Origin of the sequence: Pseudomonas sp. DSP3-2-3 (assembly GCF_049898225.1) — a bacterium.
Taxonomy (GTDB): Bacteria; Pseudomonadota; Gammaproteobacteria; order Pseudomonadales; family Pseudomonadaceae; genus Aquipseudomonas.
Genome location: NZ_JAFCXH010000004.1, coordinates 126,969 through 146,652 on the forward strand (window position 1 = coordinate 126,969; position 19,684 = coordinate 146,652).

The 19,684-nt window shown below is 60.1% G+C and carries 18 protein-coding genes; 3 read left to right on the plus strand and 15 right to left on the minus strand.

What is annotated here, in order from left to right; translation table 11 throughout:
• Nucleotides 1-13 precede the first annotated feature (13 nt).
• From ACP7E4_RS06575 to ACP7E4_RS06585, 3 genes are all read right to left on the minus strand, one after another.
• On the minus strand, nucleotides 14-346 hold the full coding sequence (locus ACP7E4_RS06575; protein ID WP_426112851.1) for a hypothetical protein: 333 nt from the start codon (nucleotides 344-346) through the stop codon (nucleotides 14-16).
• Nucleotides 346-1,401 carry a hypothetical protein gene (locus tag ACP7E4_RS06580; protein WP_426112849.1) on the minus strand — a complete coding sequence of 352 codons (1,056 nt, stop codon included), beginning with the start codon at nucleotides 1,399-1,401 and terminating at the stop codon, nucleotides 346-348. The genes ACP7E4_RS06575 and ACP7E4_RS06580 overlap by 1 nt, the downstream gene beginning before the upstream one ends.
• A 134-nt stretch (nucleotides 1,402-1,535) precedes the next feature.
• Nucleotides 1,536-2,258, minus strand: a complete 723-nt coding sequence (locus tag ACP7E4_RS06585; RefSeq protein WP_426112847.1) for a GNAT family N-acetyltransferase — start codon at nucleotides 2,256-2,258, stop codon at nucleotides 1,536-1,538.
• Between the two features lie 114 nt (nucleotides 2,259-2,372).
• Between ACP7E4_RS06585 and yghX the strand changes: the two genes are divergently transcribed.
• Together yghX and ACP7E4_RS06595 are read left to right on the plus strand one after the other, a co-directional pair.
• Nucleotides 2,373-3,260, plus strand: a complete 888-nt coding sequence (gene yghX, locus ACP7E4_RS06590) for a YghX family hydrolase (protein WP_426112845.1) — start codon at nucleotides 2,373-2,375, stop codon at nucleotides 3,258-3,260.
• Nucleotides 3,261-3,395: 135 nt separating this feature from the next.
• The gene (locus tag ACP7E4_RS06595) at nucleotides 3,396-4,247 is read left to right on the plus strand and encodes a CAP domain-containing protein (protein WP_426112843.1); all 852 of its coding nucleotides are present in this window, start codon (nucleotides 3,396-3,398) and stop codon (nucleotides 4,245-4,247) included.
• Nucleotides 4,248-4,588: 341 nt separating this feature from the next.
• On the opposite strand, the gene ACP7E4_RS06600 is transcribed toward ACP7E4_RS06595, so the two are convergent.
• From ACP7E4_RS06600 to galB, 5 genes are all read right to left on the minus strand, one after another.
• The gene (locus ACP7E4_RS06600; RefSeq protein WP_426112841.1) at nucleotides 4,589-5,335 is read right to left on the minus strand and encodes a hypothetical protein; all 747 of its coding nucleotides are present in this window, start codon (nucleotides 5,333-5,335) and stop codon (nucleotides 4,589-4,591) included.
• Nucleotides 5,336-5,563: 228 nt separating this feature from the next.
• Nucleotides 5,564-6,238 carry a DUF3313 domain-containing protein gene (locus ACP7E4_RS06605; protein ID WP_426112839.1) on the minus strand — a complete coding sequence of 225 codons (675 nt, stop codon included), beginning with the start codon at nucleotides 6,236-6,238 and terminating at the stop codon, nucleotides 5,564-5,566.
• A 43-nt stretch (nucleotides 6,239-6,281) separates the two neighbouring features.
• Nucleotides 6,282-7,370: a 4-oxalomesaconate tautomerase gene (locus ACP7E4_RS06610; RefSeq protein WP_426112837.1), complete on the minus strand. Its 1,089-nt coding sequence runs from the start codon at nucleotides 7,368-7,370 to the stop codon at nucleotides 6,282-6,284.
• 2 nt (nucleotides 7,371-7,372) lie between these two features.
• Nucleotides 7,373-8,089, minus strand: coding sequence for a 4-carboxy-4-hydroxy-2-oxoadipate aldolase/oxaloacetate decarboxylase (locus tag ACP7E4_RS06615; RefSeq protein WP_426112835.1), 717 nt, complete (start codon nucleotides 8,087-8,089; stop codon nucleotides 7,373-7,375).
• Nucleotides 8,086-8,826 (minus strand): 4-oxalmesaconate hydratase, encoded by a 741-nt coding sequence (galB, locus tag ACP7E4_RS06620; RefSeq protein WP_426112833.1) that lies wholly within the window; start codon nucleotides 8,824-8,826, stop codon nucleotides 8,086-8,088. The genes ACP7E4_RS06615 and galB overlap by 4 nt, the downstream gene beginning before the upstream one ends.
• A gap of 138 nt (nucleotides 8,827-8,964) precedes the next feature.
• On the opposite strand from galB, the gene ACP7E4_RS06625 reads away from it, so the two are divergent.
• Nucleotides 8,965-10,203 carry a LysR family transcriptional regulator gene (locus ACP7E4_RS06625; protein ID WP_426112831.1) on the plus strand — a complete coding sequence of 413 codons (1,239 nt, stop codon included), beginning with the start codon at nucleotides 8,965-8,967 and terminating at the stop codon, nucleotides 10,201-10,203.
• Here ACP7E4_RS06625 and ACP7E4_RS06630 read toward each other — a convergent pair.
• The 7 genes from ACP7E4_RS06630 to ACP7E4_RS06660 all read right to left on the minus strand — a co-directional run bounded on the left by ACP7E4_RS06630 (nucleotide 10,164) and on the right by ACP7E4_RS06660 (nucleotide 19,574).
• Nucleotides 10,164-11,435 carry a gallate dioxygenase gene (locus ACP7E4_RS06630; protein WP_426112829.1) on the minus strand — a complete coding sequence of 424 codons (1,272 nt, stop codon included), beginning with the start codon at nucleotides 11,433-11,435 and terminating at the stop codon, nucleotides 10,164-10,166. The two genes, ACP7E4_RS06625 and ACP7E4_RS06630, sit on opposite strands and share 40 nt — an antisense overlap.
• A gap of 62 nt (nucleotides 11,436-11,497) precedes the next feature.
• On the minus strand, nucleotides 11,498-12,841 hold the full coding sequence (locus tag ACP7E4_RS06635; protein ID WP_426112827.1) for an MFS transporter: 1,344 nt from the start codon (nucleotides 12,839-12,841) through the stop codon (nucleotides 11,498-11,500).
• Between the two features lie 142 nt (nucleotides 12,842-12,983).
• Complete coding sequence (locus ACP7E4_RS06640) at nucleotides 12,984-13,892, minus strand: DUF1932 domain-containing protein (RefSeq protein WP_426112825.1); 909 nt, start codon at nucleotides 13,890-13,892, stop codon at nucleotides 12,984-12,986.
• The gene (locus tag ACP7E4_RS06645; RefSeq protein ID WP_426112823.1) at nucleotides 13,889-15,193 is read right to left on the minus strand and encodes a cation:dicarboxylate symporter family transporter; all 1,305 of its coding nucleotides are present in this window, start codon (nucleotides 15,191-15,193) and stop codon (nucleotides 13,889-13,891) included. The genes ACP7E4_RS06640 and ACP7E4_RS06645 overlap by 4 nt, the downstream gene beginning before the upstream one ends.
• A gap of 66 nt (nucleotides 15,194-15,259) precedes the next feature.
• Entirely contained in the window at nucleotides 15,260-16,558 is a 1,299-nt protein-coding gene (locus tag ACP7E4_RS06650; RefSeq protein ID WP_426112821.1) for an MFS transporter, read from the minus strand.
• Nucleotides 16,559-16,789: 231 nt separating this feature from the next.
• The gene (locus tag ACP7E4_RS06655) at nucleotides 16,790-17,314 is read right to left on the minus strand and encodes a DUF3087 domain-containing protein (protein ID WP_426112819.1); all 525 of its coding nucleotides are present in this window, start codon (nucleotides 17,312-17,314) and stop codon (nucleotides 16,790-16,792) included.
• 139 nt (nucleotides 17,315-17,453) lie between these two features.
• A complete protein-coding gene (locus ACP7E4_RS06660) occupies nucleotides 17,454-19,574 on the minus strand; it encodes a TonB-dependent copper receptor (RefSeq protein ID WP_426112817.1) in 2,121 nt (706 codons plus the stop codon).
• Nucleotides 19,575-19,684: the final 110 nt, after the last annotated feature.

Consider the following 19,684-nt stretch of genomic DNA (forward strand, 5'->3'; position numbering starts at 1 on the left):
CTATGTTTGGGGGCTACCTCCAGACACCGCAGATGTAGGCGTCTGCCCCGACGCTTTCCCGGATAAATCCGGTCCCACGGGATGACCGTATTGCACCTGTGAGGCGCGAACCTTGTTCGCGGATTCTGACCCGCACCTCACTCCGCCCGAAAAACCCGATCAACACCCACCCGAAAATGGTCGCCCCCGCCAGCCCCATGAACACTTCATGCTGAGAACGCAGGACATTGGTGCCCGCCGCAAACAACAAGGCGCAGACCAGCAGATTCTTGACGTTATCAATGATCTTGGTATTCAGGTCCAGGTCCAGCTGATGCACATAACGCTTCCAGAGTTTTCGCATCATCACGGTCTCAGCTTGGATGGCTGCTGGCGCTCGGGCTGTTTGGGTGGTGAATACACCCTGGCTGACAGCGCCGGACGCGTCGCCAGATTTGTTTCGATCTGTCCGGACAAGTAATAAACCGCCGCCATGACACCGGTCTCCCGATTTTTCATGATGCCCAGCCATGCACCGTCGAAAGCGGTGCCCAGGTTCTGCCGCAGCTGGGCTTCCATTTCCGCTCGGTCGCTTTCGTGCGCCATGGCGCGAAATCCCGCCACACCCACGGATATCAGCAAGCCGGCGACCCGGCCGGCCGCCGCTGCCGCAGCACTCGCTACGCCCCGGCTGGCAAACTGGGCCTGGAGCTTTTCACTGGTGCGTTTGGCGACGGAGGCCATAGCCGCCTGGGATGACTGGACTCTGGCCGTGTGAATCTTGTCCTGCAATGCCAACCACGCGGGAAGCACTGTCAGAGGCTCGGAACGAACCAGCTGATAAAGCGAGGCATCGCGCGGCGGCGGCGGCCCGAGGGTGATCGCCAGTACGCCATTCAGATGCTGGTTCATTTGCTCGGGCGGTACGCCATGGCGCTGCGCGATGCGTTGAAAGTGCTGGCCCAGCAGTTGCACATAGAACTGCGTCGATTGCTGCATGATTGCGTCCGGATCAATCTCCACTGCGACCGGCGCGAGGACACGGCCGCGATACTGTTCCTGCAGATAAACCGCCAATCGATTCGCCGAGGCGTCCTGATCGTCCCCCGCGCTCATGCTGTACCAGCCGACTTTCATTGCCAGCCATTCCTGGGTCCAGTAACTGCTGAACCATGGAATGAACGTCTCTTCGGTCTGCTCGTAGACCCGCAATCGCCAATGGTCCATGGAACCACGGGCGTAAACACCGGCCTGCCCGGCCGCATCCTGAGAGGCGGCAATGATCTCGACGTCGACCTGCCGCCAGGTGTTCTGCGAAATTACAATCGGCGGCGCTGGCGGGACACGCGGTGCGGTTGCGCAGCCCGTCAGCAGCAGAACCAGGCCAATGATCAAGGCAGTGCTTAGGGAGCGCAGATTCAAAATTGCGATCTCCTGCAAGGTTGAATGCGTGTGAGCCCTACCCGCCCGGATGGGTTTTAGCCACGCTGCGTTGAGTATAGGTGGACAATTTTCGCGGAGAAGTTGCCTGACCAGACGCCATCGCCGGTTGGCATCTAGACCAGTCGCGGCCCCGGCAGCGGATTCTGCACAGCCGCATCGCCAAGACGCTCCTGGACGAATGCCCGCGCCTGTCGGGTCATCTGGTCCAGATGCCGGTCACGCTGCTTCTCGGCATCGACCATTGCCCGCTTGCCATGCTGTTGCAGCAAATAGGTGTGAATCTGCCGCACTTCCAGCGAGTTGTAGATCGGCGCGACATCCAGCACCGCCAGCAGGCCGTCAGTGCCATGGTCGCGGGTGTTCATCAATACCTGCGGGCCGCGCGCGCCCACCACCTGAAAGCCCAGTGCCTCGAAATGCGGCACCTTGGCAATGAAGCACGCCAGCTCGGCATGGGGATATCGGCTGAGCGTTGCTTCCAGCATTGCGCGGGCCACGCCCTGCCGACGGTGTCTGGCCTCCACCGCCATGTAGGCCACCGCACAGGCTTGAGGATCGTCCTGCACCGGCAAATACAGCACAAACCCGATCACGGTTTCCGGGTTCTGTTCGTCCGTGGCGACGATCAGTTCGACCGGTATGCCCCGGGAACCGTCCATCGCCTGCAAATACAGATGCACTTCGTAGCCGATTCCGTATTGATAGAGGTTGTACAGCGGATTGCTGGGCGCGATGGCGACCATGCTGATATCAGTCACGTAATCGACCACCATCTGCATGATCTGACTGTTGATGGCTTCTGGTGGCGGCGTTTCATAGCGGGTGACGATGGACATGCGCGATTGAGGCTCCGGAAAGGCGGGATGCGCCCATCATACCCGTCTGACTTTATTGGCCGTAACCGCAAACGTTGCTTTAATAAGGCAACACCCGCCCAAGGAGAGCAGTAGATGGAACGTCTCACCGCGAAAGATTTTTCCCCTGAACTGCTCGAACTTTACGATTTCTACGCCCATGGCAAGATCAACCGCCGGGAATTTCTCGACCGCGCGGCGGCGTTCACGCTGGCGGGGCTGACCGCTGGCGCCATGCTCAGCGCCTTGAGTCCCAACTACGCGCTGGCGCAACAGGTGGAGTTCACCGATCCCGATATCGTCGCCGAGTACATTTCCTACCCGTCACCCAAGGGTCATGGCCATGTTCGCGCCTATTTGGTACGCCCGGCCAAGGCCAGCGGCAAAGTGCCGGGCGTGGTGGTCGTGCATGAGAATCGCGGGCTCAACCCCTACATTGAAGACGTCGCACGGCGCGTGGCAAAGGCCGGATTCATCGCCCTGGCGCCGGATGGCCTTTCCTCAGTCGGCGGCTACCCCGGCAACGACGACAAGGGCCGGGAACTGCAGGAAAAAGTTGACCCGGAAAAACTCATGAATGATTTCTTCGCCGCCATTGAATGGCTGATGGCCAACGAATCAACCACGGGCAAAGTCGGCATCACCGGTTTCTGCTATGGCGGCGGTGTCGCCAATGCCGCTGCGGTGGCTTACCCCGAGTTGGCGGCGGCAGTGCCGTTCTACGGACGCCAGCCGAAAGCTGAAGACGTGGTCAGGATCAAAGCCCCGCTGCTGCTGCACTACGGCGAACTGGATACCCGCATCAATGAAGGATGGCCAGCCTATGAAAAGGCATTGAAGGCCGCTGGCAAAACCTACGAAGCCTATATTTACCCAGGCGCCAATCATGGATTCCACAATGATTCCACGCCTCGCTACGATGATGCCGCCGCCAGGCTGGCATGGGACCGAACCCTGGCCTGGTTCGGCAAGTATCTGGCCTAAACCACTCCCCACGTAGGGCTGAATTCACAGGTTTGCACGGGATACTGGGGAACGATTGACCGGAAGCGAAATCCCTTTGTGCCTGATGCGAGAAAATTGCGCATGATAGGCGCACTCAGCTCAAGGGAGAGGTTCATGGGATTCATTTCATCCGCGCTGCGTCTGACAGCGTTTTTGCTCGGGCTGTCGCTCGCCACCTCCGCCGTGGCGAGCGAGGAAACGCAATTGGTCGACGCGATCAATGCTTACCGCAGCCAGGGTCAGCGCTGCGCGGACCAGGTTTCCCTGGAGTTGCCGCCACTGGTTAGCGATCCGCGCCTGGTGCTGTCCGGCAACAGTGTCGGTGACCTGCAGAAGGCGCTGGCGCGGGCGACCTATCCGATGGTCAACGTGCAGGCGATCAGCCTTTCCGGCCCCCGCGATGCCAAGGCGGCCATGGGCGTGGTGCTGGAAAGCTTCTGTCAGGTGGTGCTGGACCCGCAGTTTGTCGATATTGGCGTTAGCCGGGAAGGCCGTGACTGGCGCATCGTCCTGGCGCGTCCGTTGCTCGCGGCGCGTCTGGGCGACTGGCAGGCGGAGGGCCAGAAGCTGCTGGAAATGATCAACCGTGCGCGCACCCAGCCACGCCAGTGTGGCGGCCAGGAGTTCGCCGCAGCCGCCCCGCTGAGCTGGAACGCAACCTTGGGCAGCGCGGCCCAGAGCCATAGCCGAATCATGGCCAACAACAACTTCTTCGATCACATCGACCGTGATGGCCGTACGCCCGGCGACCGGGCCGAGCTGGCGGGCTACGTCGGGCAACAGATTGGCGAAAACATCGCCGCAGGGCAGGATTCGGTGCGTAAGGTGCTGGATGGCTGGCTGGCAAGCCCCGGCCACTGCGCCAACCTGATGAATCCGCAATACCGCGACCTGGGCGCTGCCTATGCAACCGATCCGAAAAGCGATGCCGGAATTTACTGGACGGCAATGTTTGGTAGTCAGTGAGGCGTTTGGCAGCAGCAGATGTGTGGGAGCAAGCCTCGCCCGCGAATCGGAATTTCGGCCGATTAATTTATCGCCTGAAATGATGCCTTGGCACAAGCCTCGCTCCAACGAATCCGCAATCCTTTGTGGGACCGGATTTATCCGGGAAGACGACCGTCAGGACAACACATCTTCGGCGCCTGAAAAACCTTCGAGGACAAGTCCTCTCCCACAGATTCAGCTCCACCCCCGTCTATCGAGCGAACTTGGTGGGAGCGAGCTTGCTCGCGAAAAGGCTTACCTGACATTTCGCCTCGCCAACAAGCTGGCATCTACAAGCGTTCGTTCGCCGATCCGCCTTTCTAGTTGACCTTAACTTCGTTGAATTTCAGAACGTTATCTTTGTTTTCGCGATCACGAAACGTCAACTTCAACGCCGGCGAGGCTTTGACCCGTCCGCGAGTCGTATCAAAAATCAGCGTCAGACGGGTTGGCACATTTCGAATCAGCTGGAAAGAATCCCACCGGTCGTACTTGGCATCGCCAACCCGCAACTGGGCCAGATTCAGCGCGCCACCGGTTTCTTCGAACAGGCTGGTGGGAGAGGCCAAGCGAAAATCCCGATCTGAGTTATTGTTGGTCAGCACGATGGAGCAAGTCGGCGCCTGGCCATTCTGTTCGCATTCCAGCAACTCGATACGCACGTTATCGACGGTTTCGACACGTTTGCCAAACACATTGGCGTTGCCGTTCTCCAGAATTACCTTCTGGCTTCGAGCAAAATCGAAAGAAGGCTTGGCGTACTCGCTGCCCAGTTTGAAAAACACACCGCACAACATCAGAGCCAGTAGCAGCCAGACACTTCGCTTAAGCAAATAGGGTAGCTTGCGAGCCAGGACGGCAATGCAGAGCGCACCCAACAGCGTCAGCGCCGCAACCACAGAAATCATCGTCCTCCAGTTCAGGAACTCGATACTGAAACCGAAAACGCTAGGATCGGGGAACACATAGGTAAATATCCCCCACAAAATGCCCAGCAAGCTGCCAATACCTGCGGTGATTTTGGTAAAAATTGAAGAAAGTTTGTTGCTTTGAGATGCAGCATCCATTGCGATTTTTGCCTTGTTCGATTGTTTGGAATTACAGGTAGCAGAGGTGCGCGCCTTAGCGGTCGCACTCAAGATAAGGCTGAGCTTGGGAAGATCAGCCGTGACACTACAATGCCATTATCGGGGAGAATGTGGCAGGAATGCACGTCAGTTTGTTGGAGCGAGGCTTGCCCGCGAAGGCGCGTGAGCTGTTGGCGAGGCTTGCCAACAGCTCACGGACCCTTTTTGCTACTTCGCCTTCAATTTCAAATACGACTGATGCAGATCCGACGCCCAACCATCGAGCACGGCTTTGACGTCATCTGGTTTCATGACCTGCGCCGAACTTTCCAATGGGCTGCCGGAGCCTTTGCGCACCACTTGGGCGATAACCTTATTGGTATCGGCATCAAGGAACGCCGCTTCGGTGGCGATAGTGGTTTCCTGGTCACGAATCCCCGATGCGGTGCTGACCGCTGCCGCCACCAACGCGATGGGGATCACTTCGTAAGGTTTCAGGCCTTCAGTCTTGCTGGTGACCGCGGTGATTGCCGGTCTGACGATAATCGTGCCTGGGCCGGGCGATGCGGCAATGGGCAGCGACTTGCCCAGCTCCCGCTTCAACGCCTGGTCGTAGTACCGGGTGATGCCTTGCAGGGTACTTTGCGGGATTTTGTCGGTGGCTTGAGGCTTGGGATAAAACTGGCTCGGTTCGACATAGACATTGGTGTATTTCGCGAGATTGAGCTGCGGATCAATCCAACGCATCACGTCGGCACCCGAGGGTGATTTCTCCTGCTTGAGCTGGCTGTAGTCCTTGAGAAACCCGGAATACTCATCCGGCTGGGTCACTGAACTGGCACATCCTGCAACCGTTACGGCCACCAACCATAACGAACTCATCTTAAGGGCAAGTGTGGGCATGGCTTCACTCCGTGAAGGGTCAGGTGCTTGGGGAATTAGCAAGTCACCGACTAGGTATAGCCGACAAAACCGACTTGCGAACGCACACCTGTCCATCGAAAATCAACCGCGCGGTGCGCACCAGGCCACAGCCGGCCAGCACACCGTTATCCAGACGCAGGCGCACGCTGAATTCTCCGGTGGGATGTTCCACCGACAATTGCTGGTCCGCAGCCTCCGTGGTTTGCGCGAGGCCATCTGCGACAGTGCCGTTGATCAGACAAGCCGACGCCACACTGACCGCGCCGAACACGCCAATCGACGTATGGCATCTGTGCGGAATGAAACTGCGGCTGCTGAGGGTTCCGCCCGCTACCGGCGCGGCGATCAGGACCATTTTCGGCACCGTGCGCAGGCGGACATCGCCCAGGTTCATCAACGGCCCCGCCTGCAAACGAATCGATTCGATGCGCTGTTTCAGCTCTGCGTCGGCGTCCAGTTCCTGACAGCTTTCGTAGCCGGTGCAACCCAGATCCTGCGCCCGGATCAGCACCGTCGGCATGCCATTGTCGATACAGGTCACTTGCACGCCGTCGAAGCGGTCGACGGGATTGCCGGTTGGCAGCAAGGCGCCGCAACTGGAGCCGGCAATATCGTCGAACTCCACCACCACCGCCGCTGCGGTGCCGGGAACGCCGTCGATCCGGACGTCGCCGTCATAGCTCACCGCGCCGTCTGGGGTTTGAATATTCGCGGTGGCGGTCTGGCCGGTATTCTCCATGTAGATCCTGACCCGAGTCAGCGCGCCTTGTACGGCGACAAGACCGCGTTCAATCGCGAACGGCCCGACGCCAGCGAGAATGTTGCCGCAGTTCTGCCCGTAATCCACCCGAGGCTCGGCCACCACAACCTGGGCAAACAGGTAATCGACGTCCACACCAGGTCGCTGGGAACTGCGAATGATTGCCACTTTGCTGGTCAGCGAGTCCGCGCCGCCCAGCCCATCGATCTGCCGCGCATCCGGCGAACCCATGGCCGCCAGCAGCACGCGGTCCCGCACCTCGGCATCGGCTGGCAGGTCGTCGGCCAGGAAATACGCGCCCTTGGAGGTGCCGCCGCGCATCAGTAAACAGGGAATGCGGGTCTGACTCATGTTCAGACCTCCAGTTGGTCAAGGCTGTCGTAGTATTTCAGGCCCTTCTCTTGCAGTCGCGCACGCATGGTGTAGATATCCAGGCCCAGCTCGCCAGCCGCCAGGCGCAGGCGCTTTTGCTCTTCCAGGTCGGCACGCTTGCGGCTGGCATCGATGACCGCTGGCAACTCGTCGCGACGCACGATGACCACGCCATCATCATCGGCCAGCACTACATCGCCAGGATTGATCAACTGTCCGGCGCAGATCACCGGAATGTTCACCGAACCCAGGGTTTCCTTGATGGTGCCCTGCGCATGTACCGCCCGGGACCAGACATGAAAGCCCATCTCGCGCAGGGTTTTGGTATCCCGCACGCCAGCATCCAGCACCAGCCCCCGCACGCCCCGCGCTTGCAGGGAAGTGGCGAGCAGGTCACCAAAGAAGCCGTCGGTACACGGCGAGCTCGGCGCAACCACCAACACGTCGCCGGGTTGGCACTGTTCTACCGCCACATGAAACATCCAGTTGTCACCCGGCGCGACCAGCACGGTAACGGCCGAACCGCTCATGGCGATATCCTGCTGGATGGGCCGAATGTTCGACGCCAGCAAGCCAATACGGCCTTGGGCTTCATGCACCGTGGCGACGCCATAGCGGGTCAGTTCATCAATCAATGCGAAGTCGGCACGCGGAATGTTGCGCACCACGATGCCGGTCTTGCCAACGAGATTGCTCATCCCAGATTCTCCGTTACGCGAGGGAAGATGCTCTGATAGCCCTCGGCATAGATGATGTCCTTGCTGGCGGTGATGCCGATATTGCGTTTGGCCTGCACGCCCCGCTGCAAAGCGACGCGGGTGTAGTACTCCCACAAATGCTCCTGGCCGGCCATGCACTGGATGGCCGCGTACTTCTTGTCCCACACCGGCGTGATATCCAGCAAAACGTCAGGCTTCCAGTCGCACTGTTCAGGCTGATGCGGCTCGAAACTATAGACCGGCGGCGCACCGACGATTTTTTCGCCGGGTTTGTAACCTTCGGCCTGGGCGATGATGCGCGCTTCCTGAGTCAGATGGATGGCCAGCGGGTGGTCGTAGTTGTACGGGTCTTTGAGCGAGTGACTGAGGACGAATTCCGGTTGCACCTTGCGAAACACATCGGCCAGCCGGAACAGGGTTTCCTTGTCGGCGCGCATCGGATAGTCACCGATATCGAAAAACTCAACCGTGGCCCCGAGAATATCCGCCGCCGCCTGGGCCTCCGCGCGGCGCGCTGCCTTGACCTTGCTTTCGGTCATTTCGGTGCCCTTGCGCCACAGCTTGGCAGACTCGCCGCGTTCGCCGAAGGACAGGCAAACGATGTGCACGGCGTAACCCTGGGCGGTATGCGAGGCGATGGCGCCGCCGGCACGCCAGACGAAATCGGCAGAATGGGCGCTGACCACCAGGGCAGATTTGTTATTTACGGTATTCATGCGGGGAAGACTCCCTTATTTATTTCGATAAATGCTGACAGGCTTGCTCTGGCCGGACTAATGCGTAAGGCTGGGCGAGCCATACGTTTTGTTTATCGGGACAAATCCCCAGAGCCCTTCCCAGACCCAGAGGCCAAGATGCCGGACACTGCCCTGCCCCACCTGATGCAGATTCGCGCGTTTATCCGGATTGCCGAACACGGCAGTGTGTCGCGTGCCTCTGAAGTACTGCTGCGCGCGCAGTCGGTGGTGACCCGGGCGATCCGCGATCTGGAGGTGAGCCTCGACGTGCCTCTTTTCGAGCGCCACGCCAGCGGCATGCTGCTCACGCCTTATGGCAAAGCCATCCTGCCCAGGGCCCGCCGGGTGATGGCCGAGCTGGAGGCGATCCCGGCCCTGCTTGGCCACGCGCCCCACGAGCCGCTGTATCTGTTGCAGATCCGGCGCCTGCAAATCTTCGTCAAGCTCTGCGAAACCCAGCACATGCAGACCGTCGCGCGCACCTTCAACCTCACGCAACCGGCCATCAGCGCCGCGCTGAAGATGCTGGAAGACGGCGCTGGCAAGGTGTTGTTCGAAAGAACCGCCAGAGGCCTGCAACCCACCCGCGCCAGCAACGACATCCTGTACCCGGTACGCCGCGCCTTGAACGAGCTGCGCCACATTCGCGCCGACGTGGCACTGATCAAAGGTTCGCTGCAGGGTCTGGTCACCGTCGGTGCGTTGCCGCTGGGCCGCACGCGCATCCTGCCGGAAGCCTTCGTGCGGCTGCTGGCCGAACATCCCGGCGTGCGCGTGGCCACCAATGAAAGCCCGTTCAATCTGCTGGCCCTGGAACTGCGCGCCGGAGATGTGGACTTCGTATTCGGTGCCTTGCGCCCGCAGGACTACGCCAGTGACCTGCACGGGGAAAAGCTGCTGACCGAAGAAATGGTGATCCTGGCCGGACGCGGTCATCCGTGGCTGCAACGGCGTATCACCCTGGACGATTTGACCGACGCCAGTTGGGTGTTGCCGCGCGCCGATACGCCGGCACGCCGGTTGCTGGAGACGCATTTCGCCGAACTGGGTCGCAAGCCGCTGGTGCCGGTGGTGGAAACCGGCGACATGGCGATCATCCGTGGCTTGCTGATGCGTTCGCATATGCTGGCGATTGTTTCGGCGCATCAACTGGAGTACGAAATCGCCTCCGGCGAATTGCAGAAACTGAATCTGCAGCTAACCGATACCCAACGCGCCATCGGCCTGATCTATCGCACCAACGGCCTGCACTCCCCAGCCGCCGAAGCGCTGATCGAATGCATTCGGCAAGTGGCGCGGGAGGTCGACGATGACGATCAAGCGGTGGTGGATGGCGTCTTGCCCGCTACCGAATAAAGCACTTGCTGGTTGCGGGTTTTCTGGAATTCCTCCAGGGACAAGCCTTTCATCGCTGAATAAATATGCAGATTGGACACCCCGACCACGGCACCGAGCTTCTCCAGCAGGAAGAAAATCACCCCGTAACGAATCAGACCCTGCCAATCCCGGGCCTGCACCAGTTCACACTCCTGAGGCGTGAGCTGGTGCTCCGCGAACAAGGCCTGCGGTTCTTGCAGAAAGCGCTGGCGCCAGGCTGGATCGATCAGCTTGTGCAGAAAACGATTCAGGCGATAGGCCTTGTGGCTGCGCTCCAGCGTGAACGGGTAAGTGCCTTCCAGTTTCTCCACGCCCGCCACCTGATGATTGACGTGATCGCGATGGCGTTGCTGCACATCCACAGGCACGTCCCGGGCCTGATTTTCCAGCAACAACGTCGCGATGCCGGTCATGGAAGGCAGGTAGTAATCCTGATGCAGGGTTTTCACGTTGGCCGACAACGCGCCGCGCATGATCAGCCAGGTGATGACCTCGGAACCTTCCATGCCGCCGAGGGTGGCGTATTCAGCCAGGGTAATTTCAGTCAGACGCTGCGGATCGTTGACGAACAGGTCGACAAATTGCGCGTCCCATTCCGGATTGTTGAAGCCGCAACGCTCTCCATGCACCTGATGGGACACGCCGCCGGTGGCGACAATCGCCACCTTGAGGTCTTCGGGATAACTTTCGATTGCCCGACGCAACGCCTTGCCCAGGTTGTAACAGCGTTTGGCACTGGGGATCGGGAACTGCAGCACACCCACTTGCAACGGCACCACATCTACCGGCCAGCCGTCCTTGAAGGGCATCAGGGCCGACATCGGCGAAAACAGTCCGTGATCAATAGGTTTGTCGCGGAAAAACGACATGTCGAACTCATCCGCCATCAGGCTGTTGCCGATGTGTCGGGACAAGGCCGCATGACCGCCAATGGCCGGCAGATTACGTTTGCCACCGCCCTCGTCGGCAACTTCGTAATGATCGTCCACGCCCAGTGCGAACGCCGAATAATGGTCGAAAAAGAACGAAGTCACATGGTCGTTGAAGATGTAAAACAGCACATCGGGTTGCTGGTCCGCCAGCCACTTCTTGATAGGTTTGAAGCTTTCGAAGATCGGTGCCCAGGCGGCCTCGTCCTGCTTGTCGTGATCGACCGCAAAGCCAATGGTCGGCGTGTGTGAGACGGCCAGACCGCCAATGATTCGCGCCATATGAAAATCTCCACGCTGTAGAGGGTAAAAGGAAGCGAGCCCGCAACCGGGCTCGAACAATATCAGTGGCCCGGCTGCGCCTGCAGTTGTGCGGAAGTCGCCCGAGGACCGGCCATGATCGCAATGGCCGCCAGCAGCGCCGGAACCCCCAGCACGGCGAAGATCACGTTCATCGGCAGGCCCAGACTCAACAGCGCGCCGCCGCTCACGGACGCCAATATGCCGCCAAAGCGCCCAATGCCGAGCATCCAGCTCACACCGGTAGCGCGAAAATCCGTCGGGTACTGGCCGGGTGCGAAGGCGTTGAGTCCGGTTTGCGCGCCGTTGATGCAAAAACCCGAGGCAAACACCAGCACACCCAAGGCCCACGCGCCGACCTCAACGAAGCCAAGGGCAAAAATACACGCCGCCCCGCCGACATAGGCCAGGGCAATAACCGCCTTGGGATTCAGGCGATCCATGAAAAACCCCACCAGCACGATGCCGATCAGACCGCCAAACTGGAACATGGCGGTGACAATGGCCGCGCGCTCCAGACTCACGCCTGCGTCCTTGATCAGGGTCGGCATCCAGCCGGTCAGCAGATAGATCACCACCAGACCCATGAAGTAGGTGCACCACAAACTGATGGTGCGCCAGCGGTACTGCGTGGTGAACAGGTGACGGACTTTGCTGCCAGCAGACTCCTTGCTCGACGGGCCGGAGATTGCGAACACCACGTCGTCGGCAAATTTTCCGCCCATGCGCCGCAGGACCGTGAGGATGCGCGGCCGAGGGAAGCCGCGATTGATCATCAGGTCCACGGATTCCGGCAACAGGAAGTACAAGACCGGCAACAGCAACAACGGCAGCACGCCACCGAGCAGCAACACGGCATGCCAGCCAAACTGCGGCACCATCCACGCCGAGATAAAACCGCCCGACGCCGAACCCAGGCCGAAGCCCATGAACATCAGCGTGATGAGCAAGCCGCGCAGACGCTGCGGGATGTATTCAGACAGCAACGTGGTGCTGTTGGGCATGGCAGCGCCCAGGCCCAGCCCGGTCAAAAACCGTAGCGCGGCCAGTTCCATCGGCGAGCGGGCAAATGCGCACGCGACGCTGAACAGGCCAAAAGCGGCCACCGACCAGAGCAACACCCGGCGACGCCCCAGGCGGTCCGAATACGGGCCGGACACCAGCGCGCCGACGGCCAGTCCAACCATCGCCGAGGCCATGATCGGACCGAAGGCGGTGCGCGAAATATTCCAGTCCTGAATCACCGCAGGCGCAATAAAACCCATGATCGCCGCATCGAGTCCGTCGAACGTGACAATCAGGAAGCACAGGAACAGAACCAGCCATTGATAGCGGGAGACGGAGCGCCCATCAATCCATTGTTTGATGTCCACGGCGGGAGTGTGCATGGAGGTACCTTTTATTATTGTGAGGATTCAATTGGAACGGCCGAGGCAGGCCGACCACCGTAGCCGAAGCTTAAGCCAACGGCAGGCTGTAGCGGCCTGTGAAGTATTTAAGCAGGCATCGATTTTATTTATAGGCGTGCTTTCAGTGCAGCGACTTGGCGGGATACAGCGCGTCCACCAGCACCTGCCAGTCAAAGGGTTCGGCATAGACGAGATCATTGCGGGCCATGCTTTCCACCAAGCCCCGCTGAGTGGCGACAATCGCCTGACTCATGTTCGGCCTGATGCCGACATCGGCTGACGTCTTGGCGACTTCTTCCATTTCCTCGGCGCGCCGACGCCCATGCTCGGCCACGCGGCTGATCAGGTAATGCGGCTGCCGCGCATTCCAACCCATTTCCGGGAAGCTTTTGTGCAACGACGCCAGCACCATTTCCTCGGCGCCATATTGCCGAGCGGTCGACAGGCATTCGGTGGTCAGCGCCTCCAGGCCCTTGATCATGATGCTGCGACACATCTTGATCGCCGAGGCGACGCCGATGCTATCTGCCACTACTTTGACGCTGAAGCCCAAGGGATCAAGCCAGCGCTGCAAAGCCATCGCGCTTGCACCGCCGAGCAGAATCGGGGTCTGCAAGCGTTGCGGCGGGACCGGAGCCATCACTGCTGCGTCGATGTAGATTGCGCCGCTGGACTGCAAGGCGTTGCTGGCGGCCTGTTTGGTAGTGGGCGCGACCGAGTTGATGTCCATGAACAGCTGACCCGGTTGCAGACAACTTGCCAATCCGGTGGCAACCGCCAGTGCCGAACCCGCCGTGACCGCAGAGATCACCAGTTGCACGCCTTGCACCGCTGCGGCTGCCGATTCACAGGGCTTAACCTTGGCGCTGGCGGCCTTGGCCAGCAGCGCTTCACGCCGTAGCGGATCATCCAGCAGTCGATCATAAGTGCGCACTGTGATGCCTTGCGCGGCCAGATCCTGGCCAATAATGCCACCGGCTTCGCCGAAGCCGATCAATGCGACAGATGTTAACGGGTTGATTGCAGTCATTTGGCTGTTTCCTCCAGGGCCGGGCGGTCTGCCGAAGCCGTCGATTCAGTGGGGTTCAAATAGGCGTCGAAACGCTGGCGATCAAAGAGGTTTTCCCAACGGCAGATGACAAAGACCGCGACGCTGTTGCCGATCACGTTGGTGGTTGACGTGGCAATCGCCAGCACCCGGTCGATGCCGAACAATAGGCCCAGAGAACCCAACGGCAGCACGCGCACCGACTCCAGCGTCGCGGCCAGCTTGATCACTGCCCCGCCCGCTGCGCCCGCGCCGCCCTTGGAGGTCAGCAACATGACCCCGAGCAGGCTCAATTGCTGGGCGAAACTCAAACTGGTATCGGTGGCCTGGGCGAGAAATCCCAGCCCGCAGGCCATGTACAGACAGGCGCCATCAATGTTGAAGCTGTAACCGGCAGGCAGCACGAAGCCGACAACGGCTTCGTCGCAACCGGCCTGGGTCAGCTTGGTCACCAGTTTGGGAAACGCCGCCTCGCTGGACGCGGTGCCCATGGCAATGATGGCTTCCTCCTTGATGACCCGCAGGATCTTGAGGATCGAGAAGCCCGCCAGAGCCGCGACGCTGCCCAGCACCAGGAAGATGAAAATCAGCACGCTGGCGTAATAGGTGAGAATGTAGCGCAGCAGGTACAGCAGCGTTTGCGAGCCGAATCCGCCCACCGCAGCAGCCATCGCACCAAATGCGCCGATGGGCGAAAGGCGCATGATGTAATTCAGCAGTTTGAAGGTGACGGTCTGCCCCTCGGTCAGCAAACGCATGCCAACCCAGTCCGGCTTGGCGCACTGGGCAAGCGCCAGGCCGACCAGCACGGATACAAACAGCACCGGCAAAATGTCGCCTTCGACGAAGGCCGAAGCCAGGGTTTTCGGGATGATCGACAGGAAGAAGTGCTCAAGGCTGAAGCTGCCACCCGCCATCGCCGCGTTGACCGTGGCCGCCTGACCGGCAGCCAGTTGATCGCCCATATGCGCATGCAGCCCGTCGCCGGGACGCACTAGGTTCACCACCGTAAAACCCACCACCATGGCCAGGGTGCTGACCACTTCGAAATAAATCAGGGTCTTGATACCGATGCGCCCCAACCGACGAAAATCGCCGATATGGGCGATGCCGTGGACCACCGTGAAAAAAATGATCGGCCCCAGTAGCATCTTCAACAAGGCGATGAAAGCAGTGCCCAGCGGCTTCATTTTTACCGCGATATCGGGCGCCAGAAGGCCCAGCGCGATGGCCAGCGCCATGGCGATGAGCACCTGGATGTAAAGCTTTGCGAGTAGTTTCATGAGGCTCTCGGCATTGTTTTTATTGCCGAGAAGGGTGGCACGCGCTGCCCACCCCGGATAATGCGTTCAACTTGAACTGCTATACCTTTCCTTTATAAGCGGATCAGCCAATCCGACCGGTTCAGGCGCTGCGCCCTCCACTGCCGTCATATCAACCCCGGTTGCATCCGGCAGACACAACGCGGCCAGAAAGCCGATCAGGTATGAACCGATGGCGAAAGAGCCCATGGCCACCGGCAGGCTCATATGAATCGACGCAAAACCCACTGCCGCCGGCATGATCGAACCGAAGCCCCGACCAAAACTGGTACAGAACCCTGCGCCATTGGCCCGCATGCGGGTTGGGTAGAGTTCAGAAAACGTCAGCGGCAGACCCGATGCCAAGCCACCCTGAAACGCGCCCAGCAGCAGGCCCAATGCAAGGATCACGTTCATGCTGATGTTGGCGAACATGTAAAACGAAACCACGATGGCCTGACACACCAGAAACAACATGAACGCCCGCCCCCGGCCGATCCGGTCGCTGAGCAATCCATAGATGAACGGCCCCAGCAGCGAGCCGACGATGTTGACCGCCAGATAGCCTGACGTAGAAGCGATTGGCAGATTGAGCACCGTGCGCATATAGGTCGGCAGCCAGGTGATCATGATGTACGCGCCGCCAAAGATCCCGCTGGCCAGCACCGTGCTGATGATCGTCACCCGTCGATGCTCGGCGGCGAAAATCGCACGCACGTCAACGCCCTTGCTCAACTTGCGGGTTTGATTAAACGCTGCGGATTCCGGCACCAGACGCCGGATGAACCAGATCAACAAGGCGGGCAACAAGCCGATGGCAAAAAATGCCCGCCAGGCGATGTCTTCCGGCAGGAAGTTGAACAACACCGGCATGGTTGCCAGTGAAATCGCGTAACCCACTGCGTAGCCGCTCTGCACCGAAGCGGCCACGCGACCGCGCAATGCCGGCTTGATGGCTTCGCTGATCAACACCGCGCCTACCACCGCTTCGCCGCCGTAACCGATACCTTGCAGGAAACGCACCGGCAGGAAACTCCAGAAGCCGGTGCAGAACGCGCCCATGCAGGTGAAGATCGCCACCCACAATACCGTGCCCTGCATGACCTTGATCCGGCCATAACGGTCGGCCAACATCCCCGCGCCCCAACCGCCCAATGCGCTGCCGATCAAGGACACCGATCCCAGCAAACCTGCATCGGACTTGCTCAGGCTAAGCACCGACAGCAACACCGGCATCATCAGCGCGAAGATGGTCGAGTCCATGGAATCGAGGGTGAATCCACCGAAACAGGCCCAGTAAGTGCGCTTCTCGGTGGACGTCAGATCGGAATACCAACCCAGTCGCATTTGCTCATCCTTATTTTTATGGCAATAAGGATGAGATTACCGGGATAGCTGCTGCTGCCTGACGCGAAAGCTTTATCGAGCCCACGCTATTGTTTATCGCGCTCCTGACACGCAGGTAGCTTACGCAGCGTCCGTTGGAGGCTTGCCCGCGAATCAGTCGCCTCGGTGAGGCAGAGGCACCGCGTTATCGTTCTACGCGGGCAAGCCTCACGCCAACGGAACGCATTTCAATCAGTGCCGACCTTTGACCGCCTCGATCCATGCCGGATCAAGCCGGGTCTGCTCCGGGCTGATGCTCAAGGCTGTCATGCGGTCCTTGTGTTGCTCGCTGTCCCTGAGCAACTCGCTGTGGGCACCGGTGTTGCCATCGAGCTCATGCATTTGCGCCAGCGCCAGGTGGTAGAAGCGCAGCAGTTTCATCGCTGTCGGATCATTGGCCACCACGCCGGGCTTTATGTGGTGCATGACGTTGGTGATGCGCATCAGGTTGCGTTTGAGTTGCCAACCGTAGACCGCCGCCGCCATCCAGGGCTGTGGCCAGAAAATGGAACGCACCAGAGCAATTATCAGCAACAACGCGACGATCACCCCGCCCAGGTTCAGGCTGAAATTATCGCCACCGGGCACACCGAACAGGTGCACCGCGAGGCTGGAAAGCACCACGGCCAGCACCGCGAAGGTCACGGCGAAGATCAGCGTGCTGCGGCGGGTCTGGCTGCGGTAGCTTTGAGGGTTCAGCGGTTTGATCTCGAACATCACACGTGTGGATTCCGTGGTGGTTGGCAGGAGCGGTAAGCGGAGCATTATCAACGCTAAACGGTGCATTACACACCAGATGCCCCGCCTCCCGCTTGTCGCCGGTCATTGAAGTTGCCGAAACATCAATGATCGCGGGCTAGAAACTGAAATCCACCTTGGTCCACAAGGTCCGCCCCGGCTCATTGAGCGCCCGGTCGCCGGCAAACCCGAAACCAGCGTCGCCCGCCAGATTCAGGTGTTCGGTGTAGTTCTTGTCGAACAGATTGTCCACGCCGGCGCTGACTTTCAGCTGCTTGCTCAGCTTGTAGCTGCCGTTGAACGAGAAGACCCCAAAACCGGCGCTCTTGCCAAAGTCCTGGCCAACCACGTTGCCCTTGCCTTCAGCGACCCGATTTTGCTCCGCCACCAGGCGCCATAACGCACCGGCACTCCACAGTTCACGCTCATAGGTCAGACCGAGCTTGCCCTCCAATGGCGGCATTTGAGGCAGCGCCTGGCCATCTGAACTGTTCTTGCCCCAGGCATAAGCCAGTGTCGCGTCGGTTTTCCAGTTGGCATCCAGGCGATAGGCGAAGCCCAATTCGCCGCCCATGATCCGTGCGTCCACATTGGACGCCTGGGACGTCGTGCTGCCCATCATGTTGGTGCTGTAGTCGAACAGAATGAAGTCGCGCACCTGCCCCACATAACCGGACGCCCAGGCCTGCAAATCGTCGCCGTTGTACTGTGCGCCGAAGTCCAGCTGGGTGGTTTTCTCGGGTTTTATACCGTCGAAGGCATTGCGGGTGCCCCCTGGCCCGCTATCCGGGGAAAACAACTCCCAGTAATCAGGAAAACGCTGTACATGCCCGATGCCGGCGTACAAGGTGGTGGGCGAGTCGGCAAGATCGTATTCGTAGCGCACGAATCCACTGGGCAAGGTGTCGGACCGGGTATCGTCGGCCGTGGGGTTGGCCATACTGCTGGACATGCTGCTGATCGTGTCGCGGTAATCCTTGGCCGAAGCCCGATCCAGACGAGCGCCGCTGACCACCCGCCGGCGCTCGGCGGCGAACCAGGTCATTTCGGCAAAGCCGCCGTAGTCATGCTCTACCGCGTCGGTATTCCAGGCCACGGCGTCAGCGTCGGTATAGAACGCCGTCATCATGTTGTAGGTGGAATTACGCGCGCGATGTTCGCTGCGCATGGCGTCGATGCCGGTCACCAGTTCGACGTCGGCCCATTTCCAGGTGGCGGCCAGGCGCGTGCCGAGGGTTCGTCGATCGACCTGTGACGCCATGGGCATGCTCATCATGCTGCTGGGATCGGGGGTACGCAGCCGGAAGTTATCCATGATGTGGTCGGCATAGTTGTAGTAGACCTGCGCTTCCAGTTTATCCAGCACTCCGCCGAGGTTACGTTTCTCGAAGCGCAGCCCGAGGCTTTCCCGGTCAAGTTGCGAGCTGTCCATGCCCCGCCCACCCAGGCGTGCCTCGCCATTGCCCTTGCCCGCCGTGAATTCGAGCAGCGTATCGGCATCCGGCGTCCAGCCCACCGCGATGTCGGTGTTCCACTTGTCCCAGCGCGACGGCACGGTGTTGCCGCCACCATCCTCGTAGTCATCGGCACGGGACTGATTGCCCACCATGCGCAGATAACCTTGCGGTCCGCCCACCGCACCATCGAGCACCTTGTCGAAACGGCCGTTGGAGCCCACCAGCACACTGCCGTCGAGACGACTGCCCAGCTCACCGAAGTGCTCGGGGCCTCGCTCGAACAGCACCGTCCCGGCTGAAGCTCCCGGCCCCCACTGGACACTTTGCGGGCCTTTGATCACGGTCAGTTTGTCGAAGGTTTCCGGGGCAATGTAGGAACTGGGGGCATCCATACGCGCCGGGCACGCACCCAGCATCAACCCGCCATTGGTGCGCAGGTTCAAGCGCGAACCGAACATGCCACGCAGGACCGGATCGCCGTTGGAGCCGCCGCTGCGAATCGCGGAAAAACCCGGAATGGTCTTCAGGTAGTCAGTGCCATCGCTGGCCGGTACCGGCTGACGCGCTTCTTTCGGGTTGGTGACGATGGTCAGCGGCGAACTCTGTTGCACGGCGGTGATGACCACGGGTGCCAGGTCCAGCGGTGTCGCCGGTTCGCTGTCAGCGGTTGCCGCGTGGACAATGCCCGGTAATGCCAGGCCGAGAAACAGGCCAAAGGCGTGACGCCAGCGCAGACGCGGTAGATCCAGGTGAAACACAGGCTCGTTCTGAGTCGAGTACATAAAGACATCCGATGAAAAGTCAGGTGATGGCTGCCAGCAACACGCCAGACAACGCACGCACAGACTTGCGTCGGCGCATGGGTCGATGGGTGGTTGTTCAGCAGCGGATG